Source organism: Pseudomonas sp. 91RF (assembly GCF_003576265.1).
GTDB classification, from domain to species: Bacteria; Pseudomonadota; Gammaproteobacteria; order Pseudomonadales; family Pseudomonadaceae; genus Aquipseudomonas; species Aquipseudomonas kribbensis.
On the sequence record NZ_QWFC01000032.1, the window covers coordinates 254,791 to 275,479 of the forward strand.

The following is a 20,689-nucleotide window of genomic DNA, read 5'->3' on the forward strand; positions in this document are numbered from 1 at the left end:
ATCGCGAGCAGGCTCGCTCCCACATTTGTTATGTGCGGTTATTTAAAGCCGTTCTGCCGCCACGCTTCGTACACGGCCACTGCCACGGTGTTGGACAGGTTCAGGCTGCGGCAGCCTTCGCGCATCGGCAGGCGCAGGCGCTGTTCGGCGGGCAGGGCATCCAGCACTTCCGGCGGCAGGCCACGGCTTTCCGGGCCGAAGATGAAGGCATCGCCCGGGACGAACGCGGCATCGTGAAACGGTCGCGAACCCTTGGTGGTGAAGGCGAACAGCCGTGGGTGGCCGAGGCTTTCCAGGCAACTGGCGAGGTCGGCGTGGCGTTGCAGCGTGGCGTACTCGTGGTAGTCGAGACCGGCGCGACGCAGGCGCTTGTCGTCCATCTCGAAGCCCAGCGGTTCGATCAAATGCAGGTGGCAGCCGCTGTTGGCGCACAGCCTGATAACGTTACCGGTGTTCGGTGGAATTTCCGGTTGAAAAAGGATGACGTGAAACATGCACGGCTCCGAAGGTAAAGATGACGCGCATTCTACGCCGCCAGCCGACCCGCGTTCGAAACTATTCCCGCGAGTCATGGGATCGCTGGCGATTTTCGGCCTGATGGTAGGGATGATGATCGGCCGTTTGACCACGCCTGAGCCAAGCGTCCTGCAGCAGGTCGAGGTGATCGATGGCGGTCTGGCGGTCTGGTTCAACAATGAGCCGAAGCTGCATGGCGAAATCGTCGATGGCACGCTCGCCCTGTTGTTTCAGGCCGAGGGCAAGGCACAAAAGGGCCAGTTGAAGATCAACGGCAAAGACGTGAACTGGCGGACGCGATTGAGTGACGGTGGTTTGCTGCTGACGGTGCTGGCGGCGCGGCCGCTGCAAGGGGAGTGGGCCGGCCAGGCGGTCGATGACCGCTGGCGGCTGGAGATCCGTCTCCGGGAGCAATAAAAGAGGGAATCCCCGGCCTGCCTGTACCAAGGTTCCCGAAACGGGCGGGCTCATCGCATGGCGTGCTGAGCCGGTGTAAAGAAGGAACCCCTGACCTGCCTGTATCAAGGGCCCCAAAAGGGTGGGCTTGATGAGCCCGGTGTAAAGAGGGGAATCCCCGGCCTGCCTGTACCAAGGCCCCCGAAAGGGTGGGTGAATCGAATCACCTGAAAGGGTTATTGCAGGGGGCGTGCCAGTTTTTATCGTTTTGAAACAAAAAAGCCCGACACCATGACGAAGGCCCCGTAATACGGGGCCTTCGTCTTTTCACCGGATGGTTTTTTCAGCGTGTTGCGATACTAGGTCGAGCCCGCGACCGTGCCCGATAACGGGTCACGGTGCCTTGCGGCGGTGCAGGCCGGCACTGAATCTCAGCCTTCATCACCCTCGTCCTCATCCCCGCCATCGACCTTCATGCCGAGCTCCTTGATCTTGCGGGTCAAGGTATTGCGGCCCCAGCCCAGCAGCACCGCCGCGTCACGGCGGCGCCCGGCCGTGTGCTTCAACGCCGTCTCGATCATGATCCGCTCGAACGCCGGCACCGCGCTGTCGAGCAGGCTCGACTGGCCACGCGCCAAGGCCTGGTCGGCCCACTGGCGCAGTGCCTGTTCCCAGTTGGTCACCGGTGCAGAATCCTGCGGCAGGCTCAGCAGTTCCGGCGGCAGGTCGCCGATGTGCACTTCACGCCCGGACGCCATCACCGTGATCCAGCGGCAGGTGTTTTCCAGCTGCCGCACGTTGCCCGGCCATGGCAGGTTCTTCAGGTATTCCTCGGTCTCGCTTTTCAGCAGCTTCGGCTCCACCGCCAGTTCCTGCGCGGCGCGGCTGAGGAAGTGCTTGGCCAGGGTCGGGATGTCTTCGCGGCGGTCCGACAGGCGTGGGATGTGGATGCGGATCACGTTGAGGCGGTGGAACAAGTCCTCACGGAATTTCCCGGCGTGAACCAGAGTTTCCAGATTCTGGTGAGTTGCAGCGATGATCCGTACATCAACCTTGACCGGCACATGCCCGCCGACGCGATAGAACTCGCCGTCGGCCAATACCCGAAGCAGTCGGGTCTGGGTGTCCGCTGGCATGTCGCCGATTTCATCGAGGAACAGCGTGCCACCGTCGGCCTGTTCGAAACGCCCGCGACGCAGGTTGGCTGCGCCGGTGAATGCGCCTTTCTCGTGGCCGAACAGCTCGGACTCCATCAGGTCCTTCGGGATCGCCGCCATGTTCAGCGCAATGAACGGCGAGGCCGCCCGCGGGCTGTGGCGGTGCAGGGCATGGGCCACCAGCTCTTTACCGGTGCCGGATTCGCCATTGATCAATACGGTGATATTGGAGTGGCTCAGGCGCCCGATGGCGCGAAACACTTCCTGCATCGCCGGCGCTTCGCCGATGATTTCCGGGGTGCGGGTCAGCGCCGGCACCACTTCCAGCCCTTGCTGCTCCTGGGCGTGCTGGTTGGCGCGCTTGACCAGCGACACCGCTTCGTCGACGTCGAACGGCTTGGGCAGGTATTCGAAGGCGCCGCCCTGATAGGAGGCGACAGCGCTGTCCAGATCGGAGTGAGCGGTCATGATGATGACCGGCAGGCGTGGATGCTGCTCGCGAATCCGCGCCAGAAGATCCAGGCCGCTGGCACCCGGCATGCGGATGTCGGAGATGATCACGTCCGGCTGCTGGCGGGCCAGGCGGCTCATCACGCCATCGGCACTGTCGAAGCTCTGGGTGGTCATGCCTTCCTGTTGCAGGGCTTTTTCCAGGACCCAGCGGATAGAACGGTCGTCATCGACGATCCACACGGTTTCACTACGGCTCATGTCGATGTGGCTCCTTGTTCCAGTGGCAGAAAGATCGAGAAGGTGGTGTGGCCTGGATGGCTGTCACACTCGATCAGGCCCTGGTGCTGGCTGATAATGTTCTGGGTGATGGCCAGGCCGAGTCCGGTACCGTCCGGACGTCCGCTGACCATGGGAAAGAAAATGGTTTCCTGGAGTTCCGCCGGAATCCCCGGGCCGTTGTCGATGATCTCGATCTTGGTCACCAGACGATGGCGGATATGGCCGATGGTGAACTGGCGCATGGCGCGGGTGCGCAGGCTGATGCGGCCCAGGCGCAGCTCGTTCTGACTGCTGATCGCCTGCATCGCGTTGCGCACGATGTTCAGCACCGCCTGAATCATTTGTTCGCGGTCGATCAGCACGTCCGGAATGCTCGGGTCGTAATCGCGCACCAGGGTGATGCAGCCCTGGCTTTCGGCCTCGACCAGCTGGCAGACGCGTTCCAGCACTTCGTGAACGTTGCAGAGGGCCAGCGACGGCAGTTTGTTCGAGCCGAGCATGCGGTCGACCAGATTACGCAGGCGGTCGGCCTCTTCGATGATCACGTTGGTGTAGTCGCGCAGGCTGTCTTCCGGCAGCTCCCGGGCCAGCAATTGCGCGGCGCCACGGATGCCGCCCAGCGGATTCTTGATCTCGTGGGCGAGGCCGCGCACCAGCATCTTGCTGGTTTCCTGCTTCGACAGCTGCGCCTCTTCCTTGGTGATCCGCAGCAAGCGATCGCGAGGGTGAACCTCCAGCAACAGCAGGGTCGCGCCGCTGCTCAGGATCGGTGTCACCGCGTAGTCCACGGTCAGGGTCTGGCCGGTGAGGGCGGTGAGCATCGCTTCGCGCTTGGTGAACGGGTGCGCCTGTTCCACCGCCTGACGCAACGAATTGAGCGCTTCGGTGGATTCGGTGAACAGCTCGCTGATGAACTGGCCATGGCTGCGCTGACCGCTGATGGCCAGCAGCATCTCCGCCGCCGGGTTCATGTACTCGAGGCGCAACTCGGCGTCGAGCAGGATGGTGGCGGTGGTCAGGTTGTCGAGCAGCAATCGGTGGAGTGCGTCGCTTATGGTCATCAGGACCTCTTTTGGAGCAAGGCGTGCGCGAGAAACGAAGCGCCGGTGCGAGGAAAATGCAAAAACCAAACCAAGGCTCCGAAAAGAAGCGTTCATCCCCTGAAACGGGCGTTTGACGCTCGTTTGCGTGGCGATCAGCCGGCCCTGGCGGGTACTTTCGAACCAAAATGGGTTGGATTGTGGGTACGGTGCAGACTGTTGCACCAATATAGTGCGCAAAGCTGAACGGCGTTAGAAGAAACGCAGGAAGGGGTTTTTCGGTTCGACGGGTTTGTCTTTCAGCGGGCATTCCGGGCGAACGCCGTAGTCGTCGGTGGTGCAGGGTTTGACCTGGCGTTTTTGTGCCAGTGAGATGCGCTGCATGTGGAATGGCTGATTGGCGGTGCGCTCGACAATGCGATCCTGCGCATCGAGGATCTCCACCGACAGATTGTGGCTGCCGCGATCGATATTGCTCAGCGGGAACACCGGGCTCAGGCCGGGTTCGCCGGTGGGCTGGCCGTCCAGCAACAGGCGATAGCGATGTCCCTCTTGCAGGCCGGGTTCGCTGGTGATGCTGACGATCAGCTCGCCGGCACTGCTGCGAATGGTCGCGTCCGGCTCGGGAACCAGCACCCGCAGCATGTCGTAGCGGAACAACGGTTGCTCCGGTGATTTTTTGGCCGTGGTGATGGGCGCCGCCCCGGTCGGGTTCGAGGCCATGCGATTGCTGGTGGCCAGCGGCACCCGCTTGGCATTGCCGCGCGGCTGGTCGGTGTAGACCCGATTGCCCTGGGAATCGACATAAGTGAAGACCTCGGCGGATGCGCCGTATGCGAACAGGGCCAGACACACGGCAATCAATCCGCGAGTCATGGCTTGTGCACCCGCTGCACGGTGAAAACCACGGCCGGGCTCTGCTGAATGATCGCCTCGCCATCGATCACCTGAACCGCCAGCCGATGCTCGCCCCGGTCGACGTTCACCAGTTGCAGGATCGGTACGTTGCTCGGCTGACCATAAGGCGCGTCGTCCAGCAGCAGGCGCAATTGATGTGGCGGTTGCAGGCGCGGCTTGATCAGCACGCTGACCGTGAACGTGCCGTTGTTGGCGCGCAGGGCTTGTTCGGTGGGCAGGCCGGTCAGCTCCAGCACTTCATAGGCATTTCGTGCAGGCGCCCGACTGGCCGTGTCCGACGACGGCGCACTCGGTGCCTGAGGCTGGACGCTGTTGAGCGGCGGCAACTCCACCGCCTGCGCCTTCACGCCGTCCGGCGAATGATCGCTGTACACCGTGTTGCCGTTGGCGTCGGTGTACTTGTAGATCTGCGCAGCGGCGGGCAGGGCGATCAGCATCAGGATGTAGAGAAAGGTGCGACCCATGAAATCGACCGGAAACGAAAACGATGGGTTGCAGCATAGGCCAGTCGGGCGGGGATGGCTCGGGCGGTAAACATCCGGCCAATAAAAAAGGCCTCCCGAAGGAGGCCTCTCTTTTGTCACGCCGCGTAGCGCAGCGCTACCGGATCAGCAGCTGTAGTACAGCTCATATTCCAGTGGGTGTACGAAGGTGCGGACCTTGATTTCTTCTTCGGATTTCAGCGCGATGTAGGCATCGATGAAGTCGTCGGAGAATACGCCGCCCTTGGTCAGGAACGCGCGGCCCTTGTCCAGCTCTTCCAGCGCTTCTTTCAGGCTGCCGCAAACTTGCGGGATCTCTTTCGCCTCTTCAGGCGGCAGGTCGTACAGGTTTTTGTCAGCAGCATCGCCTGGGTGGATCTTGTTCTGGATACCGTCCAGACCGGCCATCAGCAGTGCTGCGAAAGCCAGGTACGGGTTGGCAGCCGGATCCGGGAAACGTGCTTCGATACGACGGCCACGTGGGCTGTTGACGTAAGGAATACGGATCGAGGCGGAACGGTTGCGAGCCGAGTAGGCCAGCATTACCGGAGCTTCGAAACCTGGCACCAGACGCTTGTAGGAGTTGGTGGCCGGGTTGGTGAAGCCGTTCAGGGCCTTACCGTGCTTGATGATGCCGCCGATGAAGTACAGGGCGGTTTCGGACAGGCCGGCATAGCCTTCGCCAGCGAAGGTGTTCTTGCCATCTTTGGCGATGGACATGTGAACGTGCATACCCGAACCGTTATCGCCGTACAGAGGCTTCGGCATGAAGGTCGCGGTGCGGCCATAGGCATCGGCCACGTTGTGGACAACGTATTTCAGAGTCTGAACTTCGTCAGCTTTCTTCACCAGGGTGTTGAACTTGACACCAATTTCGTTTTGACCGGCAGTCGCCACTTCGTGGTGGTGAACTTCAACGGTCTGACCCATTTCTTCCAGTGCGTTGCACATGGCGGTACGGATTTCGTGGTCGTGGTCGAACGGCGGAACCGGGAAGTAGCCGCCTTTCACGCCTGGACGGTGGCCTTTGTTGCCGCCTTCCACGTCCTGGTCGGACATCCACGAGCCTTGCTCGGAGTAGATCTTGAACATCGAACCGGAGATGTCGGACTTGAACTTCACTTCGTCGAAGATGAAGAACTCAGGCTCCGGACCGGCGAATACGGTGTCACCGATACCGGTGGTCTTCAGGTATTCCTCGGCGCGGTGGGCGATGGCGCGCGGGTCGCGATCGTAACCCTGCATGGTCGAAGGTTCGATGATGTCGCAGACCAGGATCAGGGTCGGCTCTTCGGTGAACGGGTCCAGAACGGCAGTTTCGTCGTCCGGCAGCAGGATCATGTCGGAGGCTTCGATGCCTTTCCAGCCAGCGATGGAGGAACCGTCGAACATCTTGCCAACTTCGAAGAAGTCGTCTTCCAGCGCATCGCGAGCCGGCATGGTCACGTGGTGCTGAGTGCCTTTGGTGTCCGTGAAGCGCAGATCAATCCACTTGACGTCATGATCTTTGATGAGTTGAACCGACTTCGACATAGTGTCCTCCGGGTGGCTTAGGGCTGGTAGTGGATGCCCTTAAATGTTGGTGATGCCGGCGCGAATACTCTGCCAAGGCAACCTGCCTCACAAGGGAGCAAATTGCATGCCAGTGCCCCAGCATGGGTTTTTTGCCCCAAATTCACGCTTATAAAGGTGCGAAACGCATAAAGGCTGAAAATCCCGCCCTTTAATGTAGCGTCTTAAGTCGAAAATGATCCGTTTTGGTGCATGCAAAACCTTCTGCATATTAACTGGTTAAACCTTGAGCAATTTCCGCTATAATCCGCGCCCCCCTTTTTCGGCTGGCCCAGCGCGCGCTGTTTTCATGAAACTAATCGTTAAAGTCTTTCCCGAGATCACCATCAAAAGCCGACCTGTCCGGACGAAATTCATCCGCCAGCTGGCCAAGAACATCCGCACCGTGCTCCGCGACCTGGACCCGGCCGTGGTGGTGAACGGTGTGTGGGACAATCTCGAGCTGGAAACCCGCGTGACCGATCCCAAGGCCCTGAAAGAGATGGGCGAGCGCCTGACCTGCATGCCGGGCATCGCGCACTTTCTGCAGATCGACGAGTACCCGCTGGGCGACTTCGACGACATCACCGAGAAGTGCAAGCAGCACTACGGCGATGCACTGGCCGGGAAGATTTTCTCGGTGCGCTGCAAACGTGCGGGCAAGCATGCATTCAGCTCGATGGACGTCGAAAAATACGTTGGCAGCAAGCTGCGCCGTGAGTGCGGTGCCGCCGGAATCGACCTGAAAGCGCCGGAAATCGAAGTCCGCATCGAAGTTCGCGACAAACGGTTGTTTGTCATCCACAGCCAGCACAATGGCATCGGCGGCTACCCGCTCGGTGCGCTGGAGCAGACGCTGGTATTGATGTCCGGCGGCTTCGACTCGACCGTTGCTGCGTACCAGATCCTGCGCCGCGGCCTGATGACGCACTTCTGCTTCTTCAATCTGGGTGGCCGCGCCCACGAACTGGGCGTAATGGAAGTCGCGCATTTCATCTGGAAGAAGTACGGCAGCTCGCAACGCGTGCTATTTGTCAGTGTCCCGTTCGAAGAAGTGCTGGGCGAAATTCTCGGCAAGGTCGACGACAGTCATATGGGCGTCGTATTGAAGCGTATGATGTTGCGCGCCGCGTCGAGCATTGCCGAACGCCTGCACATCGATGCGCTGGTCACCGGTGAAGCGATTTCCCAGGTGTCGAGCCAGACGCTGCCGAACCTGTCGGTCATCGATTGCGTCACCGACAAGCTGGTGCTGCGACCGCTGATCGTCGCCCACAAGCAGGACATCATCGACACGGCCGACCAGATTGGTACCGGTGACTTCGCCCGGCACATGCCGGAGTACTGTGGCGTCATCTCGGTCAACCCGAAGACCGCCGCCAAGCGTGGCCGGGTCGAGCACGAAGAGCAGGAATTCGACATGGCGGTGCTCGAGCGTGCGCTCGCAAACGCCAGACTGGTGCCGATCGATCGGGTGATCGACGAATTGGGCCAGGATTTGCAGATCGAAGAAGTCAGCGAGGCGCTGGCCGGTCAGATCATCATCGACATCCGTCACCCGGATGCTGCCGAGGATGACCCGCTGGAACTCGCTGGCATAGAGGTACAGACGATGCCGTTCTACGCAGTGAACGCTCGTTTCAAGGAACTGGATCCGACTCGCCAGTACCTGCTGTATTGCGACAAAGGCGTGATGAGTCGCCTGCATGCTCACCATTTGCTCAGTGAGGGGCATGCCAATGTGCGCGTTTATCGACCGAGCTAAGTGCCCGGGGCTGTTTGCCTGTGGCCTGCGTCACCGGCCCCCCGACACCGCCGTCAAGCTGTAACGGCCATGCCGGACACTACTGCTAATCGCTGCCAAGACTTGTCAGCAAACCGAATCCTCTGATCGAGATACACAAGTGATCGAAAATCTACGCAACATCGCCATCATTGCCCACGTTGACCATGGTAAGACCACCCTGGTAGACAAACTCCTGCGTCAATCCGGCACTCTGGAGCGCAACGAGCTCAACGACGAGCGCGTGATGGACTCCAACGACCAGGAAAAAGAGCGCGGCATTACCATTCTGGCGAAAAACACCGCCATCAACTGGAACGGCTACCACATCAACATCGTGGACACCCCGGGCCACGCCGACTTCGGCGGCGAAGTTGAACGCGTTATGTCCATGGTTGACTCCGTGCTGCTGCTGGTCGACGCTCAAGACGGCCCTATGCCGCAAACCCGTTTCGTGACCAAGAAGGCTTTCGAAGCCGGCCTGCGTCCGATCGTGGTCATCAACAAGGTTGACCGTCCGGGCGCGCGTCCTGACTGGGTTCTGGACCAGATCTTCGATCTGTTCGACAACCTGGGCGCCACCGAAGAACAACTGGACTTCCAGGTTGTTTACGCTTCGGCTCTGAACGGCATCGCCGGTCTGGACCACACCGCCATGGGCGAAGACATGACCGCGCTGTACCAAGCGGTTGTCGATCACGTTCCAGCTCCGGCTGTTGACCGTGACGGTCCGTTCCAGATGCAGATTTCCGCTCTGGACTACAACAGCTTCCTGGGTGTTATCGGTGTTGGCCGTATCGCTCGTGGTCGCGTCAAGCCGAACACTCCGGTTGTGGCTATCGACGCCAACGGCAAGCGCCGCAACGGCCGTATCCTGAAGCTGATGGGTCACCACGGTCTGCACCGTGTTGACGTTGAAGAGGCAGCGGCCGGCGACATCGTCTGCATCAGCGGTTTCGACGAGCTGTTCATCTCCGACACCCTGTGCGACATCAACACCGTCGAGGCGATGAAGCCTCTGACCGTTGACGAGCCAACCGTTTCCATGACCTTCCAGGTAAACGACTCGCCATTCTGCGGTAAAGAAGGCAAGTTCGTGACCTCCCGTAACATCAAGGATCGTCTGGACAAAGAGCTGCTGTACAACGTTGCACTGCGCGTTGAAGAAGGCGACTCGGCTGACAAGTTCAAGGTATCCGGCCGTGGTGAGCTGCACCTGTCGGTACTGATCGAAACCATGCGTCGCGAAGGCTTCGAGCTGGCCCTGGGCCGTCCTGAAGTGATCATCCGTGAAGTTGACGGCGTGAAGCAGGAACCGTTCGAAAACGTGACCATCGACATCCCTGAAGAATCCCAGGGCAAGGTCATGGAAGAAATGGGTCTGCGTAAAGGCGACCTGAGCAACATGGTGCCGGATGGCAAGGGCCGTGTTCGTCTGGAATACAACATCCCTGCTCGCGGTCTGATCGGTTTCCGTAACCAGTTCCTGACCCTGACCAACGGTGCTGGCATCCTGACCTCGATCTTCGATCGTTACGCTCCAGTGAAGTCGGGCCACATGTCCGGCCGTCAGAACGGCGTTCTGGTTTCGGTTGAAACCGGCAAGGCACTGACCTACTCCCTGGAAACCCTGCAGGCTCGTGGCAAGCTGTTCGTAGAACACGGCCAGGAGATCTACAACGGTCAGATCGTTGGTCAGAACTCCCGCGACAACGACCTGGGTGTGAACCCAACCAAAGGCAAGAAGCTCGACAACATGCGTGCTTCGGGTAAAGACGAAACCATCGCTCTGGTACCACCTGTTCGCTTCACCCTGGAACAGGCTCTGGAATACATCCAGGAAGACGAGCTGTGCGAAGTTACTCCTAAGTCCATCCGTCTTCGCAAGAAGATCCTGGACGAAAGCGAGCGTACCCGCGCTGCCAAGAAAGCCAAGGCGTAATTTAGCCCAGGCTTAAAAAAACGCCCCCGGTCGAGAGACCGGGGGCGTTTTTGTTTGTCCGGGCTTTTTTGATATCTCGTTCCCACGCAAAGCGTGGGTACGATCAAGAGCCGATCAGAACTTATCGATCGACCGCGAATTCTGCACCCGCTCCACTTCCTTCGGCTTGTACGCGCAATACCCCGGCCGAGGGCCGATCTTCGGGTGGTTGCGGCAGGTGTCCGGGCGCTTGTCATAAATGGTGCACAGCCGGCTCTTGCGATCCAGGTAGTAGCAATCGTTGTTGCTCATGCGCTGCAGGGTGAAGATTCCCGACTTCTGGTTGAAGCGCTCCACCAGACCTTCCTTTTGCAGGCGCTTGGCGATGTTCTTCGGCGGGTCGCCCAGTTCGAACTCGTCAACCACGCCGATGCGTACCAGATCCTTGATCTTGACCTCGACCGGTAGCGTGCAACAGCTGGAAACGCACGAGCCGCACATCGGGGCCGAATATTTGGCCCAGGTATCGAGACGGTCGATCTCGGCTGCGGCGATCAGGTTGGGCTTCATCATCGGGGTTTACCAGGCGTGTGCATCAGGGCGCGCGATCATACCGGGACTGGTGGATTTTTGAACAACCTTTCGCCAGATTTTTTCTTTCTGTCATGAGCAGGGTCGAGAATTCGGCACGGCCCCTGCATTCATTCAGGCATTCGCCAAGGTATTGCCGAACGATCCCGCACTCTCAGGAAAAACTGCCGAACCAGAGCCCCCACCGTCGGTCAGACCGTCTAGGCTCTGACAATTCCCCGCTCGCTCGAGGTCCTATCGATGACTCAAGAACCACTAGTTCGCGAAGCAGAGGTGGCCGCATTCCGCGACGCCGTCCTGACCAAACTCACCTACGCGGTGGGCAAAGACCCGGATCACGCCTTCGACCATGACTGGTTCGAAGCCATCGCCCTGGCGGCCCGGGACCACATGGTCGAGCACTGGATGGACCACACCCGGCAGATCTACCGCAAAGGTCAGAAGCGGGTGTATTACCTCTCGCTGGAATTTCTCATCGGCCGTTTGCTGTACGACAGCCTGAGCAACCTCGGTCTGCTCGACGTAGCCCGTGAGGCGTTGACCGAACTGGGCGTGGATCTGGAGCGCATCCGCCTGCTGGAACCCGACGCGGCGCTGGGCAACGGTGGCCTCGGACGGCTGGCGGCGTGCTTCATGGAAAGCATGTCGACCCTCGGCATCGCCGGTCACGGCTACGGCATTCGTTATGAGCACGGACTGTTCCGCCAAGCCATCGTCGATGGCTGGCAGCAGGAACAGACCGAGCACTGGCTGGATTTCGGCAACCCCTGGGAGTTCGAGCGGCCTGAGGTGGTCTATCCGATCGGCTTTGGCGGCAGCGTCGAGACTGTCACCGACGCCAGCGGCAAGTCCCGGCAAGTCTGGCACCCGGCGGAAACCGTGCGGGCCATTGCTTACGACACCCCGGTGGTCGGCTGGCGCGGAGCGAGCGTCAACACCTTGCGCCTGTGGCGGGCGAGGGCCATGGAAGATCTGCATCTGGAGCGCTTCAACGCCGGTGACCACCTGGGCGCCGTCGCCGAAGTGGCCCGGGCCGAAAGTATTTCCCGCGTGCTCTACCCGGCGGACAGCACCGAAGCCGGGCAGGAACTGCGCCTGCGTCAGGAATATTTCTTCGTCGCCGCGTCGCTTCAGGATTTGCTGCGCCGTCACCGCAACATGCACACCTCGGTGCTGACCCTCGGCGATCACGCCGCGATCCAGCTCAACGACACGCACCCTTCGATCGCTGTCGCCGAACTGATGCGCCAACTGGTCGACGTCTACGACGTGGCTTGGGACGCGGCGTGGCAAGTCACCGTCGATACGCTCTCGTACACCAACCACACGCTGCTGCCCGAAGCACTGGAGACCTGGCCGGTGGGCCTGATGGAACGCATGCTGCCGCGGCACATGCAGATCATCTACCTGATTAACGCCCAGCACATCGATTCGCTGCGGGCCAAGGGCATCCACGATTTCGACGTGCTGCGCGCGGTGTCGCTGATCGAGGAAGACAACGGCCGTCGGGTGCGCATGGGCAACCTCGCGTTTCTCGGTTCCCACAGCGTCAACGGCGTATCGGGCCTGCACACGCAGCTGATGCGCAAGACCGTGTTCGCCGAACTGCACAAGCTCTACCCGGAGCGGATCAACAACAAGACCAACGGCATCACCTTCCGCCGCTGGCTGTACCAGGCCAACTCCGAACTGACCTCGATGCTGGTGGACGCCCTCGGCCCGGGTGTGCTGGACAACCCCGAAGAGCGCCTGCTGGACCTTGAACCGTTCGCCGAAAAAGCGGCCTTCCGCAAGGCCTTCGCGGAGCAGCGGCTGCACAGCAAAAAAGCGCTGGCCTACCTGATCCACGAGCGTCTGGGGATTGCGGTCAACCCGGCGGCGATGTTCGACGTGCAGGTCAAAAGGATCCACGAGTACAAGCGTCAACTACTCAACCTGATGCACACCGTCGCGTTGTATCAGGCGATTCGCGCTCAGCCGGAAACCGACTGGGTGCCACGGGTGAAGATCTTCGCCGGCAAGGCGGCGGCCAGTTATCACCAGGCCAAACTCATCATCAAACTGACCAACGACATCGCCCGGGTGGTGAACAACGACCCGACCGTACGCGGGCTGCTCAAGGTGGTGTTCCTGCCCAACTACAACGTCAGTCTGGCGGAGAGCATCATCCCGGCGGCGGATTTGTCCGAGCAGATTTCCACCGCCGGTTTCGAAGCCTCGGGCACCAGCAACATGAAGTTCGGCCTCAACGGTGCGCTGACCATCGGCACCCTTGACGGTGCCAACGTGGAAATGTGCGAGCGCATCGGCGCCGAGCACATGTTCATCTTCGGCCTGAGCGCCCAGCAGGTCGAAGCGCGCAAGCAGAACCACGAGTTCAGTGCAGCGCCGGACATTGCGGCGTCCCATCGCCTCAACGACGTGTTGCAGGCGATCCGCAGCGGCGTCTTCTCGCCGGACGACACCTCGCGCTATACCGGGCTGATCGATTCGCTGGTGGACTACGACCGCTTCCTGGTCTGCGCGGACTTCGATTCTTACTGGGAAGCGCAGATGCGCGTCGATGCGCTCTGGCACGACTCCAACAACTGGTGGCGTTCGGCGGTGCTGAACACCGCGCGGATGGGCTGGTTCTCGTCGGACCGGACGATTCGCGAGTACGCTACGGATATCTGGAAGGCACTGGAGTAACTTTTAGCGACAAATGTGCGCCCGGCCCCACGCTTGTTGGGCCGGGCCGATATACTGAGCCCTGGTTTCGCCCCGTTCCGGGGCTGCTCAGGGATATCGACCATGCAATGGATGTTCATGTTGATCGGGCTGCTGCTCGGTTGGCTGCTCGACGAATCGTTCAGTTCTGCGCTATTGGGCGCGTTGCTGGGCCTGGCGATCGGGCAGACGATCCGCATCATGCGCCTCGGCTCGCAGGTGGCGGAGCAACAGCGGCAACTTGAACAGACGAAGGTGGCGTTGCAAGGCGTTGCGCAGCGTCTGTATCTGCTGGAAGGATCACCTTCGCACGCGGTACCGGCGCCAGGCGTAGAACCGATCCCCGAGTCTTTGGTCGAGCCAGCCGAGGTTGCAGAAGAAGCTGCGGCCCCTGAACTGGTCTGGGAGTTGCCACCCGAGCTGGAACCCCTCTCCGCCGTCGCCAGTGAAGCCAGCCAGCCGCTGTCGGCCGATGCCTGGCGTCTCGACGCGGTAACCCCTGACACTCCCGAACCACAGCAACCTGCCGAACCCCGTGGCCCGAACCTCATCGAGCGCGGCATCAGTGCGGCGCGCAACTGGCTGTTCGGTGGCAACACCGTGCTGCGGGTCGGCGTGGTGTTGTTGTTCTTCGGTCTGGCTTTCCTGCTGCGCTATGCCACCGAAGGCATGGTGGTGCCGATCGAAATGCGTTACGCCGGGGTCGCGGCAGCGGCGTTTGGGTTGCTGGCACTGGGCTGGTGGTTGCGCCATCGCAACACGAGCTACGCCTTGATGCTGCAGGGCACCGGGATCGCCGTGTTGTACCTGACGGTGTTTGCGGCGATGCGCCTGCATCCGCTGCTCGATCCATCCGCCGCGCTGGGTTTGCTGGTGGCCGTGACGGTGTTCTCGGCCATTCTGGCCATCACCCAGGATTCCCTGGCCCTGGCCTGCGTTGCTGCGCTTGGCGGGTTTGCCGCGCCGATCCTGACCTCTACCGGCGCCGGCAATCATGTCGCGCTGTTCAGTTATTTCGCGTTGCTCAACGCCGGCATCCTGGCCATCGCCTGGTTCAAGGCCTGGCGTCTGCTCAACCTGATTGGCTTTGCCGGCACCTTCGGCATCGGTTTCGCCTGGGGCCTGCGTTCGTATGCGCCGGAATTGCTGTGGAGCACCGAGCCGTTCCTGATTCTGTTCTTCCTGATGTACCTGGCCATCGGTCTGCTGTTCGCCCGGCGCAAGCTGCTGGACATGCCGGATGCACCGGCAGAGAACGATCGCGAGGCGCTGCTGAATTGGTCGGCGCGCAAGGGTGACTACGTCGACGGCACCATGCTGTTCGGTCCGCCGTTGGTGGGTTTCGGTTTGCAATTCGCGCTGGTGCAGCATCTGGAATTTGCCGCGGCGTTCAGTGCGCTGGCGCTGGGCATGATTTACATGGCGCTCGCCCGGGTATTGATGGGTGGCCGAGCGCTGCTGCTGGGCGAAACTTGCCTGGCGCTCGGGGTGATTTTCGCCAGCCTGGCGATTCCGCTGGGGCTGGATGCGCGCTGGACCTCCGCGGCCTGGGCAGTGGAGGGCGCGGGGATTTTCTGGCTCGGCCTGCGTCAGCACCGGCCGTCCGCCCGGGCCTTTGCGTTGCTGCTGCAACTGGGTTCGGCGCTGGCGTTTCTCAGCCAGTTGCGTGCCGGTGAAAGCAGCCTGCTCGACGGTGCACCGCTGGGGGCGTTGATGCTGGGCATTGCGTTGCTGTTCAGCTTCTATCAATTGCGCAAAACCCCGGCGGAACACACCTCGGCGTGGGAGCGCCAAGGCCTGCCGGTATTGGCGAGTCTCGGCCTGACTTTTCTCTATCTGCTGGCGCCGCTGTTTTTCTTCGTCCAGTTCACGGCAATCAGTTGGGCCCTGGCCGGACTGGTGACCTTGTTCGCCGGCTTGCGCCTGCAATCGCGCACGTTCCTGTTCACCGCATTTGCCGTGCAGCTGCTCGGCGGTGCGCTATTTCTGTTGCGCCTGCAAGGGGCGGGCGAGGATTCGGCGGCCGTGTTCAGCGCTGGCTGGAGCGGTTTGCTCAGCGCCTCGCTGATCGGTCTGGCGCTGATCGCCGGCATGCTGCTGGCGGCGCGCGACGAGATGGTGCGCAACGATGTGCGACTGCTGCGCGGTTTGTCGGTGGTGCTGCTGGCGGGGCTGGTGCTGATCAATCTGGCGGTGTTGTTCGTGCTGCCGTGGCAGACCGCGAGTGCGGTGTGGGCGGCCAGTGGCTTGCTGATCATCTGGCTCAGCCTGTACCTCAAGCAGCGCGTGAGCTTTGTCTTCGGTTTGTTGTTGCAACTGATCGGCGGCGCGGCGTTCTTGCTGGCCGGTCCCGAGTTGCTCGGGCCGCTGTCCAGCGAAGGTCTGCGACCGCTGGCCCATGGCGGATTCTGGACGCCACTGGTGCTGGGTCTGGCGGCGATGATCGGTGCGTGGCGCCTGCAATTGGGCAATCACGCCTCGGCGTTCGATGTGCTGAGTTTGCCGCGGCTGTCCGAAGTGTTGCTGGTGTGGGGAGCCGGTTGGTGGGCGTTGGCGTGGTTCAGCGAAGTGATGCGTTTTGCGCCGATGAATCTGGAAAATTCGCTGTTACTTCTGGTCGCCGCGTTGATGGTTGCGTTGTGGGCGGTGTTGGCGTTGCGCCTGAAATGGCCGGCATTGGGTTTGCTCTGTACTTTGCTGATTCCGGTGGCCGGGTTGGTGTTGCTGGTCTCGTGGCACTCGCGTTATCACCCGGCGGCCAACTTCGGCTGGCTGGCGTGGGCAGCAGTGTTTGCGGTGCATTTTTTCAGCCTGCGGCGTCTGGCGCCGATGCTGCCGGCGCGAGCCCTGAGCACGGCCCATGTGCTCGGCTGCTGGCTGCTGATCGGCGTGCTGGCGCTGGAGCTGCGCTACGGCCTGCTGCTGTTGTCCGAGCAATACAACGCCTGGCGCTGGCTGGGTTGGGCGATTCTGCCGAGCGTGTATCTGTTGTTGATGGCCGCACCGCGCACCTGGCCGTGGCCGGTGGCAGCGTTCCCTCGCGAGTACCGCTTGTACGCGGCGGCGCCGCTGGCGGTGTTGATGTTGATCTGGTTCTGGCTGGCGAATGGGGTGAGCGACGGCAACGCCGAACCGCTGCCTTACGTGCCGCTGATCAACCCGCTGGAGCTGGGTCTGCTGATCGCGTTGTTCAGCGTTTATGTCTGGTCGCGCAGCGCGGTAACCGAGCTGTCGATCCGCAAGGATTACGCCGCTCATGCCTCGCAACTGATCGCCGGCGTTTCGCTGTTCGCCTTCTGCACCGCGCTGGTGACCCGTGCCGCGCACCATTGGGCGGGGATTCCGTTCGAGCTGGACCTGTTGCTCGAATCGATGCTGGTGCAGGCCGGGTTGTCGATCGTCTGGACGCTGATGGCGCTCGGGCTGATGATCGGCGGGCATCTGCGCCATCGCCGCGAAGTGTGGCTGATCGGTGCGGCGCTGATTGCGCTGGTGGTGGCGAAACTGATTTTTGTCGAATTGAGTAACCGTGGCGGGCTGGCCCGGATCGTCTCGTTTATCGGCGTCGGTGTGTTGCTGCTGGTGGTGGGCTACTTCGCGCCGCTGCCGCCCAAACGCGTCGAAGCTTCACCGGAGGCGGACAAACCGGCCCCGGAAACCGAAGGAGTGTCGTCTTGAGTCGCAAGCTTAATCTCGGGTGGCTGTTGCTGGGCGTGGCCATGACGGCCGGCGCTCAGGAAAAACCGGCGGACTTCGCCGCGCAGGTGCCGTTGTCGGTCAGCGGCGCAGGCCCGTGGTATCGCCTCGAACTGCCGCTGAACGTGCAGTTGCAGGCGCGTCAGACCGATCTCAGTGACCTGCGGGTGTTCAACGCCGCCGGTGAACCGCAGGCCTATGCGCTGGCCCGGGAATCGGCGCAGACCCGCGATGACGGCCACATGAACACGGTGAAGTGGTTCCCGCTGTACAACTCGGCGGATGCCACCGAACGCGCGCCGAGCGTGCGGGTGCAGTCGACGACTACCGGCACGCTGGTGGAAGTGCAGCCCTCCAGCCAACTGGAAGCGGGCGAGGAAGTGCTGCGCGGCTGGCTGCTCGATGCCAGTGCAATCAAGGCACCGTTGCAGCAACTGATCCTCGACTGGACCAGCGAGCGCGACGGCTTTCAGCGTTTCAGCATCGAGGCCAGCGACGACCTGCAGCACTGGCAACCGTGGGGTGAAGGCCAGGTCGCGCGCCTGACTTTTTCCGATGAGCGCATCGAACAGCATGAAGTCGCGCTGCCGGGGCAATCGGCGCGCTATCTGCGGTTGTTGTGGGATTCGCCCAATGCGGCCCCGACCCTGACCTCGGCGCAGTTGAAAAGTAGCGACCCGCAAAACCTGCCGTTGCCGCTGGTCTGGTCGCCTGCATTGGCCGGCAGCAGCACCAAGGCCGGGGAATACACCTGGCAGTTACCGATGGGGCTGAATGTCGAGCGGGTCCAGGTCGAATTGAAACAGCCCAACAGCCTGGCGCCGGTGACGCTGGCGGGGCGCCGCGAAACCAGTCTGCCGTGGCAGCCGTTGAGCAGCGGTCTGCTCTATCGCCTGACCCAGAATGGCCAGGACGTGGTGCAGAACGAATTGCAGCTTTACGGGCAGACCGTGCAGCAGTTGAAACTGACAGTCGACGAACGCGGCGGCGGCCTCGGCGAACAGGCGCCGAGCATCAAGTACGCGGTGCGTGCCACTCAGGTGATCTTCCTGGCATGCGGTGACGGGCCTTACAGCCTCGCGCTGGGCAATCCGACGGTGAGAACGGCAAACCTGCCGCTGACCACGCTCATCCCCGATTTCAAACCGGAGAAACTGGCCACGCTGGGCAAGGCCACGGTGCAGGGCGATGCAGTCGCGACGCAGACAACGACGGCAACGACAGCAGCTGTCGCCGAGACCAGCTGGAAGAAAATCGGATTGTGGGCGGTTTTACTGTTGAGCGTGCTGTTTCTGGCCGCGATGGCCTTCAGTCTGCTGCGCAAGCCACCGGCCAAGTCCTGAATATGACGGGTGTGGCATCCACACCCGTCGGGTTTCCAACTACGCTGAATCCGATGCCTGAACTCTCCCGGATTCATCACGTCTGATAGCAGGAATTGCACCCGACGCACGTTAGCGGGCGTCATTGCTCGCTACGGTTTCAGACTCCCTGTAAACTGCGCGGGTTTTCAGCCCCCCATTCCACCGGAGCCGTCCATGTCCCGCGTTACCCTGAGTCGCTATTTGATTGAGCAGACCCGCAGCAACAACACTCCTGCCGATCTGCGCTTCCTGATCGAAGTGGTGGCGCGTGCCTGCAAAGAGATCAGCCACGCCGTGTCCAAAGGCGCCCTGGGCGGTGTTCTGGGCAGCATGGGCACGGAAAACGTGCAAGGCGAAGTGCAGAAGAAACTCGACGTGCTGTCGAACGAAATCCTGCTCGAAGCCAACGAGTGGGGCGGTCACCTGGCCGGCATGGCGTCCGAAGAAATGGACAACGCCTACCAGATCCCGGGCAAATACCCGAAAGGCGCCTACCTGCTGGTATTCGACCCGCTGGACGGTTCGTCGAACATCGACATCAACGCACCGGTCGGCACCATCTTCTCGGTACTGCGCTGCCCGAACGAATACCTGAGCCAGAACGAAGCCCTGAATGAAAAGGCCTTCCTGCAGCCAGGCACCCAGCAGGTTGCAGCCGGTTACGCGATCTACGGTCCGCAGACCATGCTGATCCTGACCCTGGGCAACGGCGTGAAGGGCTTCACCCTGGACCGCGAAATGGGCAGCTTCGTCCTGACCCACGAAGACATCACCATTCCTGAAAGCACCCAGGAATTTGCGATCAACATGTCCAACCAGCGTCACTGGGAAGCCCCGGTACAGCGCTACGTTTCGGAACTGTTGGCCGGTGAAGAAGGCCCGCTGAAGAAGAACTACAACATGCGTTGGGTCGCGGCGATGGTTGCCGACGTGCACCGCATCCTGACCCGTGGCGGTCTGTTCATGTACCCGCGCGACAGCCGCGAGCCGTCCAAGCCAGGCAAACTGCGCCTGATGTACGAAGCCAACCCGATGTCGTTCCTGGTGGAACAGGCGGGCGGCGCTTCCACCGACGGTCACCAGCGCATCCTCGACATCCAGCCTGAAGGCCTGCACCAGCGCGTAGCGGTGTTCCTCGGCTCGAAAGAAGAAGTCGCCCGCGCCACGGCTTACCACAAGGAATAAACCATGACCGCGCCCTGGCAGCCGTTGCTCGATTGGTGGTTCGGTCATGCCGAGTCAGCGACTGAAGTGACGGCGCAACAGGGCAAGTTGTGGTTCGGCAAGAAAGACAGTCAGGACCTCGAGGCGCGTGAGCGTTTCGGGGTATTTGTCGATCAGGCCCTCGCCGGCGGATTGACCGAGTGGACGCAACGTCCCGAAGGTTGGCTGGCGGTGGTGCTACTCCTCGATCAGCTCCCGCGCATGATCTTTCGCGATACGCCCAAGGCTTTTTCCGGCGATCTGCGGGCGCAGAAACTGGTTGCCCAAGGCATCGCGGCGGATTTCGACCGGCAGTTGAAACCGGTTCAGCGACTCTTTATCTACCTCGTCTTTGAACACTGCGAAAACCTCGCTGTGCAGAATGAAGCCGTCTCGCGATTCATCGAATTGGTGGCTGAACAGCCGGAGGCGGAGCGTGGGGTGTTTGCCGATAATCTGGATTATGCCGAGCGGCACCAGCGGGTGATTGCGCGGTTTGGGCGGTTTCCGCATCGCAATGCGGTGTTGGGGAGGGAGTCTACGGCGCAGGAGTTGGAGTTTCTTTCACAGCCGGGGTCGCGGTTCTGAATCAGCATCTAGACGACTGATCTCTTCGCAGAAAGGCCCGCG

General features: G+C 61.4%; 15 protein-coding genes. 8 read left to right on the forward strand and 7 right to left on the reverse strand.

Annotation, left to right across the window (positions count from 1 at the left end):
- Positions 1-38: 38 nt before the first annotated feature.
- Positions 39-494: a tRNA (cytidine(34)-2'-O)-methyltransferase gene (locus DXT77_RS18240; protein ID WP_114881098.1), complete on the reverse strand. Its 456-nt coding sequence runs from the start codon at positions 492-494 to the stop codon at positions 39-41.
- Here DXT77_RS18240 and DXT77_RS18245 point away from each other — a divergent pair.
- On the forward strand, positions 493-933 hold the full coding sequence (locus DXT77_RS18245) for a hypothetical protein (protein WP_119428659.1): 441 nt from the start codon (positions 493-495) through the stop codon (positions 931-933). The genes DXT77_RS18240 and DXT77_RS18245 overlap by 2 nt on opposite strands.
- Before the next feature lie 410 nt (positions 934-1,343).
- Here the strand turns inward: DXT77_RS18245 and ntrC are convergent, their stop codons facing one another.
- The 5 genes from ntrC to glnA all read right to left on the reverse strand — a co-directional run bounded on the left by ntrC (position 1,344) and on the right by glnA (position 6,774).
- A complete protein-coding gene (gene ntrC / locus DXT77_RS18250; RefSeq protein ID WP_119428660.1) occupies positions 1,344-2,780 on the reverse strand; it encodes a nitrogen regulation protein NR(I) in 1,437 nt (478 codons plus the stop codon).
- Positions 2,777-3,862: a nitrogen regulation protein NR(II) gene (gene glnL, locus DXT77_RS18255; protein ID WP_085712779.1), complete on the reverse strand. Its 1,086-nt coding sequence runs from the start codon at positions 3,860-3,862 to the stop codon at positions 2,777-2,779. The genes ntrC and glnL overlap by 4 nt, the downstream gene beginning before the upstream one ends.
- Positions 3,863-4,093: 231 nt before the next feature.
- Positions 4,094-4,717: a DUF4124 domain-containing protein gene (locus DXT77_RS18260; RefSeq protein ID WP_119428661.1), complete on the reverse strand. Its 624-nt coding sequence runs from the start codon at positions 4,715-4,717 to the stop codon at positions 4,094-4,096.
- A complete protein-coding gene (locus tag DXT77_RS18265) occupies positions 4,714-5,223 on the reverse strand; it encodes a DUF4124 domain-containing protein (protein ID WP_119428662.1) in 510 nt (169 codons plus the stop codon). Before DXT77_RS18265 ends, DXT77_RS18260 begins: the two co-directional genes overlap by 4 nt.
- Positions 5,224-5,367: 144 nt before the next feature.
- Positions 5,368-6,774: a glutamate--ammonia ligase gene (gene glnA / locus DXT77_RS18270; RefSeq protein WP_085712782.1), complete on the reverse strand. Its 1,407-nt coding sequence runs from the start codon at positions 6,772-6,774 to the stop codon at positions 5,368-5,370.
- 328 nt (positions 6,775-7,102) lie between these two features.
- On the opposite strand from glnA, the gene thiI reads away from it, so the two are divergent.
- Both thiI and typA read left to right on the forward strand, forming a co-directional pair.
- Positions 7,103-8,557: a tRNA uracil 4-sulfurtransferase ThiI gene (gene thiI / locus DXT77_RS18280; protein WP_119428663.1), complete on the forward strand. Its 1,455-nt coding sequence runs from the start codon at positions 7,103-7,105 to the stop codon at positions 8,555-8,557.
- A gap of 139 nt (positions 8,558-8,696) precedes the next feature.
- A complete protein-coding gene (typA, locus tag DXT77_RS18285; RefSeq protein WP_085712784.1) occupies positions 8,697-10,517 on the forward strand; it encodes a translational GTPase TypA in 1,821 nt (606 codons plus the stop codon).
- A gap of 114 nt (positions 10,518-10,631) precedes the next feature.
- Here typA and DXT77_RS18290 read toward each other — a convergent pair whose 3' ends face one another.
- On the reverse strand, positions 10,632-11,069 hold the full coding sequence (locus DXT77_RS18290; RefSeq protein WP_119428664.1) for a YkgJ family cysteine cluster protein: 438 nt from the start codon (positions 11,067-11,069) through the stop codon (positions 10,632-10,634).
- A gap of 258 nt (positions 11,070-11,327) precedes the next feature.
- On the opposite strand from DXT77_RS18290, the gene DXT77_RS18295 reads away from it, so the two are divergent.
- The 5 genes from DXT77_RS18295 (at position 11,328) to DXT77_RS18315 (ending at position 20,647) form a co-directional block, all read left to right on the forward strand.
- The gene (locus tag DXT77_RS18295; RefSeq protein WP_119428665.1) at positions 11,328-13,778 is read left to right on the forward strand and encodes a glycogen/starch/alpha-glucan phosphorylase; all 2,451 of its coding nucleotides are present in this window, start codon (positions 11,328-11,330) and stop codon (positions 13,776-13,778) included.
- Between the two features lie 102 nt (positions 13,779-13,880).
- A complete protein-coding gene (locus tag DXT77_RS18300; protein WP_119428666.1) occupies positions 13,881-17,474 on the forward strand; it encodes a DUF2339 domain-containing protein in 3,594 nt (1,197 codons plus the stop codon).
- Positions 17,471-18,835: a DUF3999 domain-containing protein gene (locus DXT77_RS18305; RefSeq protein ID WP_119428667.1), complete on the forward strand. Its 1,365-nt coding sequence runs from the start codon at positions 17,471-17,473 to the stop codon at positions 18,833-18,835. Before DXT77_RS18300 ends, DXT77_RS18305 begins: the two co-directional genes overlap by 4 nt.
- 195 nt (positions 18,836-19,030) lie before the next feature.
- On the forward strand, positions 19,031-20,041 hold the full coding sequence (locus DXT77_RS18310; protein WP_065261556.1) for a class 1 fructose-bisphosphatase: 1,011 nt from the start codon (positions 19,031-19,033) through the stop codon (positions 20,039-20,041).
- A gap of 3 nt (positions 20,042-20,044) precedes the next feature.
- Positions 20,045-20,647: a DUF924 family protein gene (locus DXT77_RS18315; RefSeq protein WP_119428668.1), complete on the forward strand. Its 603-nt coding sequence runs from the start codon at positions 20,045-20,047 to the stop codon at positions 20,645-20,647.
- The last annotated feature ends 42 nt before the right edge of the window (positions 20,648-20,689 follow it).

Excerpts from the sequence above, each read along its gene's own strand:
- thiI (WP_119428663.1), top strand. The coding sequence starts at position 7,103 with ATGAAACTAATCGTTAAAGTCTTTCCCGAGATCACCATCAAAAGCCGA.
- DXT77_RS18265 (WP_119428662.1), bottom strand. The coding sequence starts at position 5,223 with ATGGGTCGCACCTTTCTCTACATCCTGATGCTGATCGCCCTGCCCGCC.
- DXT77_RS18290 (WP_119428664.1), bottom strand. The coding sequence starts at position 11,069 with ATGATGAAGCCCAACCTGATCGCCGCAGCCGAGATCGACCGTCTCGAT.
- DXT77_RS18315 (WP_119428668.1), top strand. The coding sequence starts at position 20,045 with ATGACCGCGCCCTGGCAGCCGTTGCTCGATTGGTGGTTCGGTCATGCC.
- DXT77_RS18300 (WP_119428666.1), top strand. The coding sequence starts at position 13,881 with ATGCAATGGATGTTCATGTTGATCGGGCTGCTGCTCGGTTGGCTGCTC.
- DXT77_RS18260 (WP_119428661.1), bottom strand. The coding sequence starts at position 4,717 with ATGACTCGCGGATTGATTGCCGTGTGTCTGGCCCTGTTCGCATACGGC.
- DXT77_RS18295 (WP_119428665.1), top strand. The coding sequence starts at position 11,328 with ATGACTCAAGAACCACTAGTTCGCGAAGCAGAGGTGGCCGCATTCCGC.
- DXT77_RS18240 (WP_114881098.1), bottom strand. The coding sequence starts at position 494 with ATGTTTCACGTCATCCTTTTTCAACCGGAAATTCCACCGAACACCGGT.
- DXT77_RS18310 (WP_065261556.1), top strand. The coding sequence starts at position 19,031 with ATGTCCCGCGTTACCCTGAGTCGCTATTTGATTGAGCAGACCCGCAGC.
- ntrC (WP_119428660.1), bottom strand. The coding sequence starts at position 2,780 with ATGAGCCGTAGTGAAACCGTGTGGATCGTCGATGACGACCGTTCTATC.
- DXT77_RS18245 (WP_119428659.1), top strand. The coding sequence starts at position 493 with ATGCACGGCTCCGAAGGTAAAGATGACGCGCATTCTACGCCGCCAGCC.
- glnL (WP_085712779.1), bottom strand. The coding sequence starts at position 3,862 with ATGACCATAAGCGACGCACTCCACCGATTGCTGCTCGACAACCTGACC.
- glnA (WP_085712782.1), bottom strand. The coding sequence starts at position 6,774 with ATGTCGAAGTCGGTTCAACTCATCAAAGATCATGACGTCAAGTGGATT.